This is a genomic window from Bradyrhizobium sp. SEMIA, from assembly GCF_014844175.1.
GTDB lineage: Bacteria > Pseudomonadota > Alphaproteobacteria > Rhizobiales > Xanthobacteraceae > Bradyrhizobium > Bradyrhizobium arachidis.
The window spans coordinates 6628460-6641779 of record NZ_CP046601.1 but is presented as its reverse complement, the minus strand read 5'-3'; the positions used below and the strand labels follow the sequence as shown (position 1 = coordinate 6641779).

Annotated in this window: 10 protein-coding genes and 1 pseudogene; 5 read left to right on the top strand and 6 right to left on the bottom strand. The window is 65.2% G+C overall.

Going from position 1 to position 13320, the window contains the following annotated elements; all coding sequences use genetic code 11:
• Positions 1–11: 11 nt before the first annotated feature.
• Both ccmB and ccmA read right to left on the bottom strand, forming a co-directional pair.
• The gene (gene ccmB / locus FOM02_RS31965) at positions 12–680 is read right to left on the bottom strand and encodes a heme exporter protein CcmB (protein ID WP_027561852.1); all 669 of its coding nucleotides are present in this window, start codon (positions 678–680) and stop codon (positions 12–14) included.
• A 277-nt stretch (positions 681–957) separates the two neighbouring features.
• Positions 958–1560: a heme ABC exporter ATP-binding protein CcmA gene (gene ccmA / locus FOM02_RS31960; RefSeq protein WP_265440561.1), complete on the bottom strand. Its 603-nt coding sequence runs from the start codon at positions 1558–1560 to the stop codon at positions 958–960.
• A gap of 241 nt (positions 1561–1801) precedes the next feature.
• On the opposite strand from ccmA, the gene acnA reads away from it, so the two are divergent.
• From acnA to FOM02_RS31945, 3 genes are all read left to right on the top strand, one after another.
• Positions 1802–4522 (top strand): aconitate hydratase AcnA, encoded by a 2721-nt coding sequence (gene acnA, locus FOM02_RS31955; protein WP_027561854.1) that lies wholly within the window; start codon positions 1802–1804, stop codon positions 4520–4522.
• A gap of 219 nt (positions 4523–4741) precedes the next feature.
• Positions 4742–5518 (top strand): DUF1223 domain-containing protein, encoded by a 777-nt coding sequence (locus FOM02_RS31950; protein ID WP_027561855.1) that lies wholly within the window; start codon positions 4742–4744, stop codon positions 5516–5518.
• Positions 5519–6139: 621 nt separating this feature from the next.
• The gene (locus FOM02_RS31945; protein WP_265440560.1) at positions 6140–6511 is read left to right on the top strand and encodes a DUF2794 domain-containing protein; all 372 of its coding nucleotides are present in this window, start codon (positions 6140–6142) and stop codon (positions 6509–6511) included.
• A gap of 125 nt (positions 6512–6636) precedes the next feature.
• Here FOM02_RS31945 and FOM02_RS31940 read toward each other — a convergent pair whose 3' ends face one another.
• From FOM02_RS31940 to FOM02_RS31925, 4 genes and pseudogenes are all read right to left on the bottom strand, one after another.
• The gene (locus FOM02_RS31940; protein WP_027561857.1) at positions 6637–7167 is read right to left on the bottom strand and encodes a GNAT family N-acetyltransferase; all 531 of its coding nucleotides are present in this window, start codon (positions 7165–7167) and stop codon (positions 6637–6639) included.
• A gap of 221 nt (positions 7168–7388) precedes the next feature.
• Entirely contained in the window at positions 7389–8180 is a 792-nt protein-coding gene (locus FOM02_RS31935) for a Bax inhibitor-1/YccA family protein (protein ID WP_027561858.1), read from the bottom strand.
• Between the two features lie 270 nt (positions 8181–8450).
• Positions 8451–11020, bottom strand: a pseudogene (locus FOM02_RS31930) (ABC transporter permease).
• A complete protein-coding gene (locus FOM02_RS31925; protein ID WP_027561860.1) occupies positions 11017–11739 on the bottom strand; it encodes an ABC transporter ATP-binding protein in 723 nt (240 codons plus the stop codon). The pseudogene FOM02_RS31930 and the gene FOM02_RS31925 overlap by 4 nt, the downstream one beginning before the upstream one ends.
• 55 nt (positions 11740–11794) lie before the next feature.
• Here FOM02_RS31925 and FOM02_RS31920 point away from each other — a divergent pair, with 55 nt between their 5' ends.
• On the top strand, positions 11795–12430 hold the full coding sequence (locus FOM02_RS31920) for an arylesterase (protein WP_027561861.1): 636 nt from the start codon (positions 11795–11797) through the stop codon (positions 12428–12430).
• 174 nt (positions 12431–12604) lie between these two features.
• Positions 12605–13141 carry an RNA 2',3'-cyclic phosphodiesterase gene (gene thpR / locus FOM02_RS31915; protein ID WP_027561862.1) on the top strand — a complete coding sequence of 179 codons (537 nt, stop codon included), beginning with the start codon at positions 12605–12607 and terminating at the stop codon, positions 13139–13141.
• The last annotated feature ends 179 nt before the right edge of the window (positions 13142–13320 follow it).

The following is a 13320-nucleotide window of genomic DNA, read 5'->3' as shown; positions in this document are numbered from 1 at the left end:
CCGAGCCATGGTCAGTCGAGCCCATGCCGCAGGCTTGCAGCGGCCGCGAACGGGCCGATCACGAGGCTGACCAGCGACAGCGCGCACAGGATCGAGAACGGCGCGCCGAAGGTCATGGGGCCGACGATCGCAGCCTGCGAGGCCGCAACGCCGAAAATCAGCACGGGAATCGACAGCGGCAGCACCAGCACCGCCATCAGGAGCCCGCCTCGGTGCAGCGTCACCGCCAGCGCCGCGCCGATCATGCCGGTGAAGGTCAGCGCCGGGGTGCCGGCCAAGAGCGTCAGTGCCACGGCTCCGGTTGCGACCATGTCGAGGTTGAGCAGCAGGCCCAGCACGGGGGTTGCGACAATCAGCGGCAGCCCCGCCGCCAGCCAATGCGCCAGCGCCTTGGCCGCGCAGGCGAGTTCCAGCGGGGTCCGGCTCATCGTGATCAGGTCGAGCGAGCCATCCTCATGGTCGGCCATGAACAGCCGGTCGAGCGTCAAAAGGCTCGCCAGCAGTGCGCCAAGCCACAGGATGGCAGGTCCGAGCCGCGACAACAGCGCCAGATCGGGTCCCACCGCGAACGGCATCAGGACGACGACGGTCAGGAAGAACAGCACGCCGATCAGCGCCCCGCCGCCGACGCGGAGCGCGATCCTGATGTCCCGGCGGATCAGGGCGGCGAGGGCGGTCATGGGGTGGCTCCGGCGGTGCGGCGGCCATGGGAGCCCGGCTCGCGCCCCAGGCAAACCGCGCTCCCTCCCCCCTTGCGGGGGAGGGAGGGGGAGAGGGGTAGCCTCGGGCGAGATGCCTTTGAGGGGCGGATTGCAAACAGCAATGCGCTCGCCTCCCCAACGCCAGAACCGAGAGGCTGTGCGGTGCGGCACCCCTCTTCCTGACCCTCCCCTGCAAGGGGGGAGGGAACGGAGAGAGCGGCGCCCGGCCGCTTGGAAAGCTGAGGGTCAGGCCGCCTCACGCCGTCCCCCCGATCCGCAGCTCCCCGCGCCTCGATCCCCAGCGCGCGTGGGTCGCCGCGACGATCATCCCGCCGCGCCCCAGATGCTCTCGCATCAGGCCGCCGAACATCTCCTGGCCGGCGACATCCAGCGCATTGGTCGGCTCGTCCAGCAGCCAGATTGGCCGTCGCAGCGTCAGCAGCCGGGCCAGCGACAGCCGGCGGCGCTGGCCCGCGGACAGGAAGGCTGCGGGCAGATGGGCGGCGTGGTCGAGGCCGACAATGGCGAGGCTTTCAGCCGCGTCGCGGCGCTCGCCGCCCAGGAAATCAGCCCAGAATGCCAGATTTTCAGCCACGCTCAGCGCCGGCTTCAGGGCGTCGCGATGGCCGAGATAGTGACACTGCTCGGGCAGCGTCATGTCGGCGTCGCCCCCGTCGAGTATGATCGTGCCGCCAGCCGGAACGAGCAGGCCGGCGATCAGCCGCAGCAGCGAGGTCTTGCCCGAGCCGTTGCGGCCGACCACCGCCACGGCCTCGCCGGCGACGGCCTCGAAATCGAGCCCGGCGAACACCTCGCGGCCGCCGCGCACGCAGGTGACCCCTCGCCCGGACAGCTGCATCTTGCCTGGTATCAACCCGTCCAAACGCTGGGCCTCAGGAAAACTTGGGGTAGCGCATCAGAATTTTTGGCTCGCGACTTGCTGGGTTCGATTGTGGCTGTGGCGGCGCGGTTAGAAAGCTTCTATAAGCCCGGAACTACTTGATGCAGCAACTCAACCTGCCCCTGCAAGCGACCCAGCCTGCTATGCTGACGGTGTTAAAATACCCTGCCGGGTATAACTAACAATTGGGATTTCCTACATGACCTCGCTCGACAGCTTCAAATGCAAAAAGACCCTCAAGGTCGGCGCCAAGACCTATGTCTATTACAGCCTGCCCACGGCCGAGAAGAATGGTCTGAAGGGAATTTCGAAACTTCCCTATTCGATGAAGGTCCTGCTCGAGAACCTCCTGCGCAACGAGGACGGCCGCTCGGTCAAGAAGGAAGACGTCGTCGCGGTGTCGAAGTGGCTGCGCAAGAAGTCGTTGGAGCATGAGATCGCCTTCCGCCCGGCCCGCGTGCTGATGCAGGACTTCACCGGCGTTCCGGCCGTCGTCGACCTCGCCGCGATGCGCAACGCGATGCAGAAGCTCGGCGGCGATGCCGAGAAGATCAACCCGCTGGTGCCGGTCGATCTCGTCATCGACCACTCCGTGATCGTGAACTTCTTCGGCGACAACAAGGCCTTCGCCAAGAACGTCACTGAAGAGTACAAGCAGAACCAGGAGCGCTACGAGTTCCTGAAGTGGGGCCAGAAGGCATTCTCGAACTTCTCCGTCGTGCCGCCCGGCACCGGCATCTGCCACCAGGTCAATCTCGAATATCTCTCCCAGACGGTCTGGACCAAGAAGGAGAAGATGACGGTCGGCAAGAAGACCGGCACCTTCGAGGTCGCCTATCCTGACTCGCTGGTCGGCACCGACTCCCACACCACCATGGTCAACGGTCTCGCCGTTCTCGGCTGGGGCGTCGGCGGCATCGAGGCGGAAGCCTGCATGCTCGGCCAGCCGCTGTCGATGCTGCTGCCCAACGTCGTCGGCTTCAAGCTGAAGGGCGCGATGAAGGAAGGCGTCACCGCGACCGACCTCGTGCTGACCGTGACGCAGATGCTGCGCAAGCTCGGCGTGGTCGGCAAGTTCGTCGAATTCTTCGGCCCGGGCCTCGACAATCTCTCCGTCGCCGACAAGGCGACGATCGCCAACATGGCGCCCGAATACGGCGCGACCTGCGGCTTCTTCCCGGTCGACGCCGCTGCGATCGATTACCTCAAGACCTCGGGCCGCGCGCCGGCGCGTGTCGCGCTGGTGCAAGCCTATGCCAAGGCGCAGGGCCTGTTCCGCACCGCCAAGTCGCCTGATCCGGTGTTCACGGAAACGCTGACGCTCGACCTCGCCGACGTCGTGCCGTCGATGGCCGGCCCGAAGCGTCCCGAAGGCCGCATCGCGCTGCCGTCGGTCGCCGAAGGTTTCTCGCTCGCACTCGGCACCGAGTACAAGAAAGCCGAGGAGCCCAACAAGCGCTTCGCCGTCGAAGGCAAGAAGTACGAGATCGGTCATGGCGACGTCGTCATCGCCGCCATCACCTCCTGCACCAACACCTCGAATCCGAGCGTGCTGATCGGCGCAGGCCTCCTGGCTCGCAACGCTGCCGCCAAGGGCCTCAAGGCCAAGCCGTGGGTGAAGACCTCGCTCGCCCCGGGCAGCCAGGTGGTCGCGGGCTATCTCGCCGATTCCGGTCTGCAGGCCGATCTCGACAAGGTCGGCTTTAATCTCGTCGGCTTTGGCTGCACCACCTGCATCGGCAATTCCGGTCCGCTGCCGGAGGAGATCTCGAAGTCGATCAACGAGAACGGCATCGTCGCCGCGGCCGTGCTCTCCGGTAACCGCAACTTCGAAGGCCGCGTCTCGCCGGACGTGCAGGCGAACTATCTCGCCTCGCCGCCGCTGGTCGTCGCGCATGCGCTCGCGGGCAGCGTCACCAAGAACCTCGCCGTCGAGCCGCTCGGCGAAGGCAAGGACGGCAAGCCGGTGTACCTCAAGGACATCTGGCCGACGACGAAGGAGATCAACGCTTTCATGAAGAAGTTCGTGACCGCGTCGATCTTCAAGAAGAAGTATGCCGACGTGTTCAAGGGCGACACCAACTGGCGCAAGATCAAGACTGTCGAGAGCGAGACCTATCGCTGGAACATGTCTTCGACCTACGTGCAGAACCCGCCCTACTTCGATGGCATGAAGAAGGAGCCGGAGCCGGTCACCGACATCGTCGAGGCGCGCATCCTCGCGATGTTCGGCGACAAGATCACCACCGACCACATCTCGCCGGCCGGTTCGATCAAGCTGACCTCGCCCGCCGGCAAATATCTCAGCGAGCACCAGGTGCGCCCCGCCGACTTCAACCAGTACGGCACGCGCCGCGGCAACCATGAAGTGATGATGCGCGGCACCTTCGCCAACATCCGCATCAAGAACTTCATGCTCAAGGGCGCGGATGGAAACATCCCCGAGGGCGGCCTGACCAAGCACTGGCCCGACGGCGAGCAGATGTCGATCTACGACGCCGCGATGAAGTATCAGCAGGAGCAGGTGCCGCTCGTCGTGTTCGCCGGCGCCGAATACGGCAACGGCTCCTCGCGCGACTGGGCTGCGAAGGGCACGCGTCTGCTCGGCGTTCGCGCCGTGATCTGCCAGAGCTTCGAGCGCATCCATCGCTCCAACCTGGTCGGCATGGGCGTGCTGCCGCTGACCTTCGAGGAAGGCACCTCGTGGCAGTCGCTGGGCCTGAAAGGCGACGAGAAGGTCACGCTGCGTGGCCTCGTCGGCGACCTCAAGCCGCGCCAGAAGCTGACCGCGGAGATCGTCTCCGGTGACGGCTCGCTGCAGCGCGTTTCGCTGCTCTGCCGCATCGATACGCTGGACGAGCTCGACTACTACCGGAACGGCGGCATCCTGCACTACGTGCTGCGCAAGCTCGCGGCCTAAGCGCGAATTTGTGAACGGTGGCTCACTGCGACGTGAGTAGAAGGTTAAACGAAGGCGGCCTATCACAAGGCCGCCTTCGCGCGTTTGCGGCATGCTTCAGATGGGCCCGCCCGGCGGAAATCCCGCCCAGGACGGTTGAACATGCCGCGCCCCGTAAGATTACGGTGACCATCAGGCGATAAGCTTCCCCCCAACGACTGACGATGTGTGACGTTCGACATGACGACAATGACGGCTTCTAATCTGGTTTCGCGCTGGTCCGGTGCACTCTGGTCGGGAGCGCTCAGCATCTGCGCCATCGCCGCCATCATCCGTCCCGCCCACGCCGATCCGCGCGCCGTTGTCGAATTGTTTACCTCGCAGGGCTGCTCGTCCTGCCCGCCCGCCGACAAGATCATCGGCGATCTCTCCAGCGATCCCTCGATCATCGCGCTGAGCATGCCGATCGATTATTGGGACTATCTCGGCTGGAAGGACACGCTGGCGGATTCGCGTTTCTCGGCGCGGCAGCGCGCCTATTCGCGCATGCGCGGCGACCGCGAGGTCTACACGCCGCAGGTCGTGGTCAATGGCTCGGCGCATGTCATCGGCAGCGATCGTGCCGGCATCGAGAATGCGATCGGCAAGACCGACAAGAGCAGTGGCGTGATGAGCGTGCCGGTGACGATGTCGCTCTCGGGCAAGCAGATCAACGTGTCGGTGGCCGCGAGCAAGGAGCCGGCGGTCTCGCATGGCGAGGTCTGGATCTGCTCGGTCGCCAAATCGGTGCCGATCTCGATCAGCCGTGGCGAAAATCGCGGACAGCAGATCACCTATCACAACGTGGTGCGCAATTTGCTCAAGGTCGGCGACTGGACTGGCCGTCCGGAAAGCTGGACCGTGCCGCTCGAGAACCTCACGCGCGACGGCGTCGACGGCGCGGTGGTCTATGTCCAGGACGGCAGCCGCGACAAGCCCGGTCCGATGCTGGGCGCAGCGTACACGTCGCTGCATTGATTCGAATTTCTCTCTAGCGTCGCACTCGCTCTAACTCTTCATGTGGAGAGCGAGAGTATGCGCGAGATCGTCTCAGGAGATCTGGTCTCCCGTCATTCCGGGGCGCGCGAAGCGCGAGCCCGGAATCCATCGATCCACAATCCGAGCTGAGAAATGGATTCCGGGCTGGCGCCAAGCGGCGCGCCCCGGAATGACAGCGCGTCAGAAACAATCCGACACAAACAAAAAAGGACCAACTTGCGTTGGCCCTCCTTGTCGCGCGTACAGACCCGATCCTGTTCGACCCCGGGGGGCTGGGGGCTGAGGAATCCGGAACCGAAAGGACCGGGCCAACGCACACGAATCTTTTCGCAATGCAGGGCGGCGGGCACTGGGCGGAAAAGCGGCGACAGTATGATTCCTGCTAACGATCCCGTGACGGTTTGCCGCGACAGAGTTCCACTTTTGCGTGTGGTCCAATTCGCACCCGATCAGGCGGGTTGAGCCCAGAGCCCTGTCCCGGATTCCTGCAAGAGCCCTTGCGGCGAGGAGCGGTTGGCGCGATCATGTGACTGTCATGATCCGCGGTACCCTGGGACGGTTTCGCGGGCGCGATCATGCTGTGCGATGAGGAGCGCTCCCATGAGTCTGACGTCGGAGGATGCCGATCCGAGCGAGCAGCGCGCGGCGGCGCGGCCCATCGCGGTGAACGCGCAGCCGAACCGGGTGACGTTCAACCGGCTCGAGCTGCACCGCATTCTCAATCTCTATGGCCGCATGGTCGCCGACGGCGAGTGGCGCGACTATGCCATCGACTTCCTGAAGGACCGCGCCGTGTTCTCGGTCTATCGCCGCGCCTCGGAAGTGCCGATCTACCGCATCGAGAAGGACCCGCGCCTCGCGCGCAAGCAGGGCATGTACAGCGTGATCTCGGCGACCGGCCTGATCCTGCGCCGCGGCCATGAGCTCGAGCGCGTGCTGCTGGTGATCGACCGGAAATTGGCGGTGGTCTAACCGCACGAACGGTGCCGTAGGGTGGGCAAAGGCGCAAAGCGCCGTGCCCACGACCTTTCCGTAATCGCCCTGATGGTGGGCACGCTTCGCTTTGCCCACCCTACGAGCGGTGCCGTGGCGAGGCCCTACTTCCCCGGCACCGTCTTCGCGCCCTCGCCGAGGTCGCGCTGCATCATCACCGTGTCGAGCCAGCGACCGAACTTCAGCCCGACATTGGGGTGGGTGCCGATCATCTTGAAGCCGCCCCTGGTGTGCACGCCGATCGAGCCGGCATTGGCGGAATCGCCGATCACGGCGATCATCTGGCGGAAGCCGCGCGCCTCGCATTCGGTGATCAGCCGCTCCAGCAGCAGCGAGCCGATGCCGCGGCGGTGGAAACTCGGATCGAGGTAGATCGAGTTCTCGACCGTGAAGCGATAGGCCGGCCGTGGCCGGTAGGCACCGGCATAGGCATAGCCGGCGACGCTGCCGTCGAGGATGGCGACGAAATAGGGATAGCCGCCGTCGACCAGCGTGCGGTAACGGCGGGTCATCTCGGCTAGGTCAGGCGGATCCAGCTCGAACGTCGCAGTGCCCTCGCGAACGGCCTGCTGGTAGATGGCGGTGATGGCGGGAAGGTCGGCCTCGGTCGTGGGCCTGATATCGGGTGCGGACATGGCCTCAGACTAGAGGCTTCGCCCGGTTGCTGGAAGGGGGCCGCCACCGTCTCCCGGTCGTCATTGCGAGCGTAGCGAAGCAATCCAGAAATGCATCCGCGGAGGGCCTCCGGATTGCTTCGTCGCAAGGGCTCCTCGCAATGACGAGGAGAGCTACCGGGGCCCCAAACAAAAACCCCGGCCTCTCGGCCGGGGTTCGTGTCCGTTCTCTCGTCTGGCGCTTAGTCGCGCTGGCCGAGGAGCTGCAGCAGCAGCGTGAACAGGTTGATGAAGTTCAGGTACAGCGACAGGGCGCCGGTAATGGCCGCACGCTCTGCGATGTCACCGCCGGCCGAAGCGTAGCCGTAGATGTAGTCGTTCTTCAGGCGCTGGGTGTCCCAGGCGGTGAGGCCGGCGAACACCAGCACGCCGACCACCGACACGATGAACTGCAGCATCGAGCTCGCCAGGAACAGGTTCACCAGGCTCGCGATGATGATGCCGATCAGGCCCATGAACAGGAACGAGCCCATGCCGGTCAGGTCACGCTTGGTGGTGTAGCCGTAGAGGCTCAGTGCACCGAAAGTCGCCGCGGTGATGAAGAACACCCGCACGATCGAGGTGTGGGTGAACACCAGGAAGATCGACGACAGCGAGATGCCCATCAGCGCCGAGAACACCCAGAACAGGATCTGGGCGGTCGAGGGAGCGAGACGGTTGATGCCCGCCGAGATCACGAACACCATCGCGAGCGGCGCGAGCATGAACAGCCACTTCAGGGGGCTGACGAACATCGCGTAGCCGAACGGCGTCAGGAACAGCTTGCCGACGCGGACGGCGTCCGCGGTCGGGACGTCAGTCACGGCAGCCAGGTAGACACCGAGCGCGGCCAGGCCGGTGATGGCAAGGCCAATGCTCATGTAATTGTAGATGCGCAGCATGTAGGCGCGCAGGCCGGCGTCGACCGTCGCGGCGTCAACACGCCCGGCGGCCCTGCCGAAAGGAGAAGCGTAGTTACGGTCTAGGTCCGACATGGTCGAATTCCCGTTGGTTGGCCGGTCCGGCATGAGGGTCGCCACGCCGCCGGTTCGTCAAGTTCTATCCGGATACCGATGTCTGCCGACATTAAATTTGGCTAACAATCGGGGGCTCCGAACCCATTCGATATGTGGGAAACTAACACATTCGCTGCAACCGTCCACGCGCGGCTGAATGTCGCCCTCGGGCACAATCCTGGCGAGCGGACGTGGTTAATCGCAGGAATCGTGCGATTCCGCTACCGCGCGGCATCCCGCTACATTTTGTCACAAATTCCGCAACACCGTAGCGGGCTTTTTGTTCAACGCCAGCAGAGTGCCGGCGAGCCCGAGCCCCACGGTGACGACCAGTGCGGCCGCGACCACGCCGGCGGCGCTGCCGGCCTGCCAGACGAAACTCAGCGTCATCAGCCGTGTCACGATCATCCAGGCCGCGATGCTGCCCGCGATCACGCCGAACACCGCGGTGGCGAGCCCGATCAGGAGGTATTCGAGGGCATAGGCGCCGAGCAGCCGCAGCCGGGTTGCGCCCAGCGTCTTCAGGATTACCGCATCATAGACCCGGTGGCGGTGGCCGGCGGCCAGCGCCCCGCCCAGCACCAGGATCGCCGAGATCAGCGTCACCGCGCTGGCGCCGCGGATCGCCAGCGCCAGGTTGGTCACGACCGAGCCGACCGTCTCCATCACCTCGCGCACGCGCACGCTGGTCACCATCGGATAGGCATCCGCAACCTGCTTGATGATCTTGCCGTCACCGGTCGCATCGCCGCCGGATTCGGTCAGCGTCGCGATGTGGGTGTGGGGTGCGCCCTTGAAGGCGTTCGGCGAGAACACCAGCACGAAATTGATGCCCATCCCCTGCCAGTCGATGGTGCGCAGATTGCCGATCTTGGCCGGAATGTCGCGGCCGAGCACGTTGACCACGATCTCGTCGCCGAGCTTGAGGTCGAGCCCGTCGGCGATCTTCTTCTCCATCGAGACCAGCAGCGGGCCGGAATAGTCGGGGCCCCACCATTCGCCCTCGACCACCTTGGAGCCCTTCGGCAGCTCGGCGGTATAGGTCAGGCCGCGGTCGCTTTGCAGGACCCATTCCGAATCCGTGCTGGGCTTGAGGTCCTCGGCGCGCACGCCGCGGGCGGCGACGATGCGGCCGCGCAGCATCGGTACGTCCTCGACCTTCGCGCCGGGCGCGATCTGCCGCAGATAATCGTCGAACTGCTCGGCCTGCGTGCTCGGGATGTCGATGAAGAAGAACGAGGGTGCACGATCCGGGAGCGCTGCCAGGAACTGCCGGCGCAGATTGCCGTCGATCTGGGTGATGGTGACGAGCACGGCGAGCCCGAGACCGAGCGACAGCACGACCGAGGGCGTCAGCGCGCCGGGCCGGTGGATGTTGGCGATCGCCAGCCGCAGCATCGGCAGCCGCGTCCGCGGCAGGTGCCGCGCGATACCCATCAGCAGCGCGGCGATGCCGCGTAGCAGGGCGAACACGACGACGGAGGACGCGACGAACACCGCGGCGATGCGTTTGTCGAACGAAAGCCCGATCACGACCGCAACGAGCAGGGCGATCACGACGCCCATGAACACGAGATAGCTCGCGCGTGGCCGGTGCCATTCGGAGCTGATGGTGTCGCGGAACAGCGCGGCGACCGGCACGTCGTGCGCTCGCCCGAGCGGCCACAGGCCGAAGGCGAGCGCGGTGAGCAGGCCATAAACGAAGGACAGCGCGAGCTCGTCGGCATGCACGGCCGCACCACCGGCAGCGGCAGCAATTTTCCGAACAGGCCGACGATCGCGAACGGCATCGCGGCGCCGAGGGCAAGGCCGATCACCGAGCCGATCGCGGCAAGCAGGAGAACCTGCGCCAGGTAAATGCCGAACACGTCGCGGCCGGTGGCGCCGACCGCCTTGAAGGCGGCGATCACTTCGAGCTTGCGGTCGATATGGCTCTTCACGGCGTTGGCGACGCCGACGCCGCCGACCAGCAGTGCGGCAAGGCCGACCAGCGTCAGGAACTGTGTGAAGCGGTTGATATTGCGCTCGAGCTGCGGCGAGGCATTGGAGCGGCTGCGGATCTCCCAGCCGGCCTGCGGCGCAGCGTTGCGCGCATCATTGATGAAGGTTTCGGTGGCGCGCTCGCTGTTGGCGCCATCGGGGAGCTTCACCCGGTAGACCCAGCGTACCAGGCTGCCGGGCTGGATCAGGCCGGTGGCGCGCAGGCCCGCCTCGCTGATCAAAAAGCGCGGGCCAAAACCGATGCCGCCGGCGAGCTTGTCCGGCTCGGCCTCGACAGTCGCGCGGATCTGGAATGTCGCCGAGCCAATGGTGACGCGGTCGCCGGTCTTGAGGGAAAGACGTGCAAGAAGCGTCGGATCGGCGGCCGCGCCGAACGCGCCATCGCGTTCTGCGACGAGATCGGACATCGGCAGAGGCGGCGCCAGCGTCAGCTGTCCGAGCATCGGATAGGCGTCGTCGACCGCCTTCATCTCGACCAGCGCCAGCTTGCCCTCGGCCGAGCGCGCCATGCCGCGCAACGTCGCGGCGGTCGAGACAGTGCCGCGCGAGCGCAGGAAGCTGACCTCTTCGGGCTTGGCCTCGCGCTGGAACAGCACGAAGGAGACGTCGCCGCCGAGCAGCGTGCGGCCTTCGCGGGCGAGACCGTCGGAAAGACTCGCCGACACCGAGCCGACTCCGGCAATCGCCATCACGCCGAGCGCGATGCAGGCGATGAAGACGTAGAAGCCGCGCAGGCCCCCGCGCAATTCGCGCAATGCGTAGCGCAGCGACAGCGCGACGGCGCTCGGCTTTGCGAACGGTTCGGCCACAGCACTCATGCCGGCGCAGTCTGCGTGTCGATGCGGCCGGAGCGCAGGCGGATCACGCGATCGCAGCGATGCGCCAGCGAGGAATCGTGCGTGACCAGCACCAGCGTCATGCCGCGCTCGGCATGCTTGCTGAACAAGAGATCGACGATCTGCTTGCCGGTGGCTTCGTCGAGATTGCCGGTCGGCTCGTCGGCGACGAGGATGGCCGGATCGGGCGCCAGCGCACGGGCGAGCGCGACGCGCTGCTGCTCGCCGCCGGACAGCTGCGTCGGATAGTGATGCAGGCGGTCACCGAGCCCGACCGATTGCAGCTCCTGCGCCGCGCGCTTGGCGGCATCGGGATTGCCGGCGAGCTCGAGCGGCACGGCGACGTTCTCCAGCGCCGTCATGGTCGGGATCAGATGGAAGGACTGGAACACGATGCCGACCTGGCGGCCGCGGAAGCGGGCCAGCGCGTCCTCGTCGAGGGCATTGAAAGGCGTGCCGTTCACCACCACCTCTCCGCTATCAGGACGCTCCAACCCCGCCATCACCATCAGCAGCGTGGATTTGCCCGAGCCTGACGGGCCGATCAGGCCGATCGTCTCGCTACGGCCGACCCGCAGGCTGATATCCTTGAGAATGTGAACGCGCGCCGCGCCCGTACCCAAAGAAAGATTGACGTTGGAGATGGCGATGGTGTCCGACGAGGTGTCGGCGAGCGAAGAGGTATCGATGCGAGTGTCCATGGTCCGGTCATATGGCAACTCCGCACGCGCGGTCGAGAGGCGTTGCGGATTCTTCATGCACATAGCCGTGTTGATGCTCGCTTTGATGACGATGGCGAACCCGGCCTGGGCGGAGGCGACAAAGCCGGTCAAGCTTGTCGTTCTCGGCGATTCCTTGAGCGCCGGCCTCGGTCTCCCGGGCCAGGAGGCATTCCCCATTAAACTTCAAAAAGCCTTGCAAGCCAAAGGCATAGCCGTCGACATGACCAATGCGGGGGTGTCCGGCGACACCTCTTCCGGCGGCCGTGACCGGCTCGACTGGTCGGTGCCCGATGGAACCGATGGCGTGATCGTCGAGCTCGGCGCCAACGACGCGCTGCGCGGCATCGATCCCGACTTGACGCGCAAAGCGCTGACCGACATCGTCGCGCGTCTGAAGGCGCGCAAGATCCCGGTGATGCTGTGCGGCATGCTGGCGCCGCCGAATTACGGCGCCGAATATGCTGCGCGCTTCAATTCGATTTATCCGGATCTTGCGAAGACGTTCGACGTGCCGCTCTATCCGTTCTTCCTCGAGGGCGTCGCGGCCGACGCCAAGCTCAACCAGGCCGACGGCATTCATCCGACAGCGGCCGGCGTCGACATCATCGTCGGCAGGATCATGCCCACTGTGGAGGCATTCGTTGGCACGATCCACGAGCAGCAGCGTTGAAAAACAGGCAGCGCTAACCCTAATTCCCAGGGTTTTACCGGGGTGAGGCGCGGCATGCTTCGCAGAGTCACACAACTGCGATAGGAATCAGGGTACCGGTTGATTCGTCGCCGGCTCTAATTTGGATATGGTCCTCGCCTCGAGGGTCGTACCCAAGCATCGGGAGGCTGAACGATGCCGCGTTTGTTCACTGGTCTGGAAATTCCGGCCGAGATCGGCCAGTCGCTTTCCAATCTCAGGGGCGGCCTTCCCGGCGCCCGGTGGATCGATCCCGAAAATTATCACGTCACCTTGCGCTTCATCGGCGATATCGACGGCGCCTCCGCCAACGAGATCGCCTCGATGCTGTTTCGCGTCGACCGAAAGCCGTTCGAGGTGAAGGTGCAGGGCCTGACCAGTTTTGGCGGCCGCAAGCCGCGCGCGGTGGTCGCCACCATCGCGCCGAGCAAGCCGCTGATGGAATTGCAGGCCGAGCTCGAACGCATGATGCAGCGGATCGGTCTCGATCCCGAGGGACGCAAGTTCATCCCGCACGTCACGCTGGCTCGTTTGCATGACGCCACCGACCGCGACGTCGCCGACTATCTCTCGATCCGCGGCTACTTCCCGAGCAAGGCCTTCATGGCCGAACGCTTTGTCTTGTTCTCGTCGCGCGCATCGACCGGTGGCGGACCGTATGTGGTCGAGGACGCTTACGAGCTGTGTGAGTAGCACTGCTCTCGTACCCTGGACGCAGTGCGCCACGTAGTGGTGCACTGCTGAGCCGGGGCCCATAGCTCCCAGCAATGAACGAAACAGTGGGTCCCGGCTCTGCGCAGCAGCGTTCCACGTCCGACATGAAACCGCATACCCCGTCCACCAATTCACGGCTTGCAATTTCCGCCCATCTC

Bases quoted from the DNA above. Each gene is read 5' to 3' on its own strand.
- ccmB (WP_027561852.1), bottom strand. From the start codon at position 680: ATGACCGCCCTCGCCGCCCTGATCCGCCGGGACATCAGGATCGCGCTC.
- ccmA (WP_265440561.1), bottom strand. From the start codon at position 1,560: ATGCAGCTGTCCGGGCGAGGGGTCACCTGCGTGCGCGGCGGCCGCGAG.
- acnA (WP_027561854.1), top strand. From the start codon at position 1,802: ATGACCTCGCTCGACAGCTTCAAATGCAAAAAGACCCTCAAGGTCGGC.
- FOM02_RS31950 (WP_027561855.1), top strand. From the start codon at position 4,742: ATGACGACAATGACGGCTTCTAATCTGGTTTCGCGCTGGTCCGGTGCA.
- FOM02_RS31945 (WP_265440560.1), top strand. From the start codon at position 6,140: ATGAGTCTGACGTCGGAGGATGCCGATCCGAGCGAGCAGCGCGCGGCG.
- FOM02_RS31940 (WP_027561857.1), bottom strand. From the start codon at position 7,167: ATGTCCGCACCCGATATCAGGCCCACGACCGAGGCCGACCTTCCCGCC.
- FOM02_RS31935 (WP_027561858.1), bottom strand. From the start codon at position 8,180: ATGTCGGACCTAGACCGTAACTACGCTTCTCCTTTCGGCAGGGCCGCC.
- FOM02_RS31925 (WP_027561860.1), bottom strand. From the start codon at position 11,739: ATGGACACTCGCATCGATACCTCTTCGCTCGCCGACACCTCGTCGGAC.
- FOM02_RS31920 (WP_027561861.1), top strand. From the start codon at position 11,795: ATGCACATAGCCGTGTTGATGCTCGCTTTGATGACGATGGCGAACCCG.
- thpR (WP_027561862.1), top strand. From the start codon at position 12,605: ATGCCGCGTTTGTTCACTGGTCTGGAAATTCCGGCCGAGATCGGCCAG.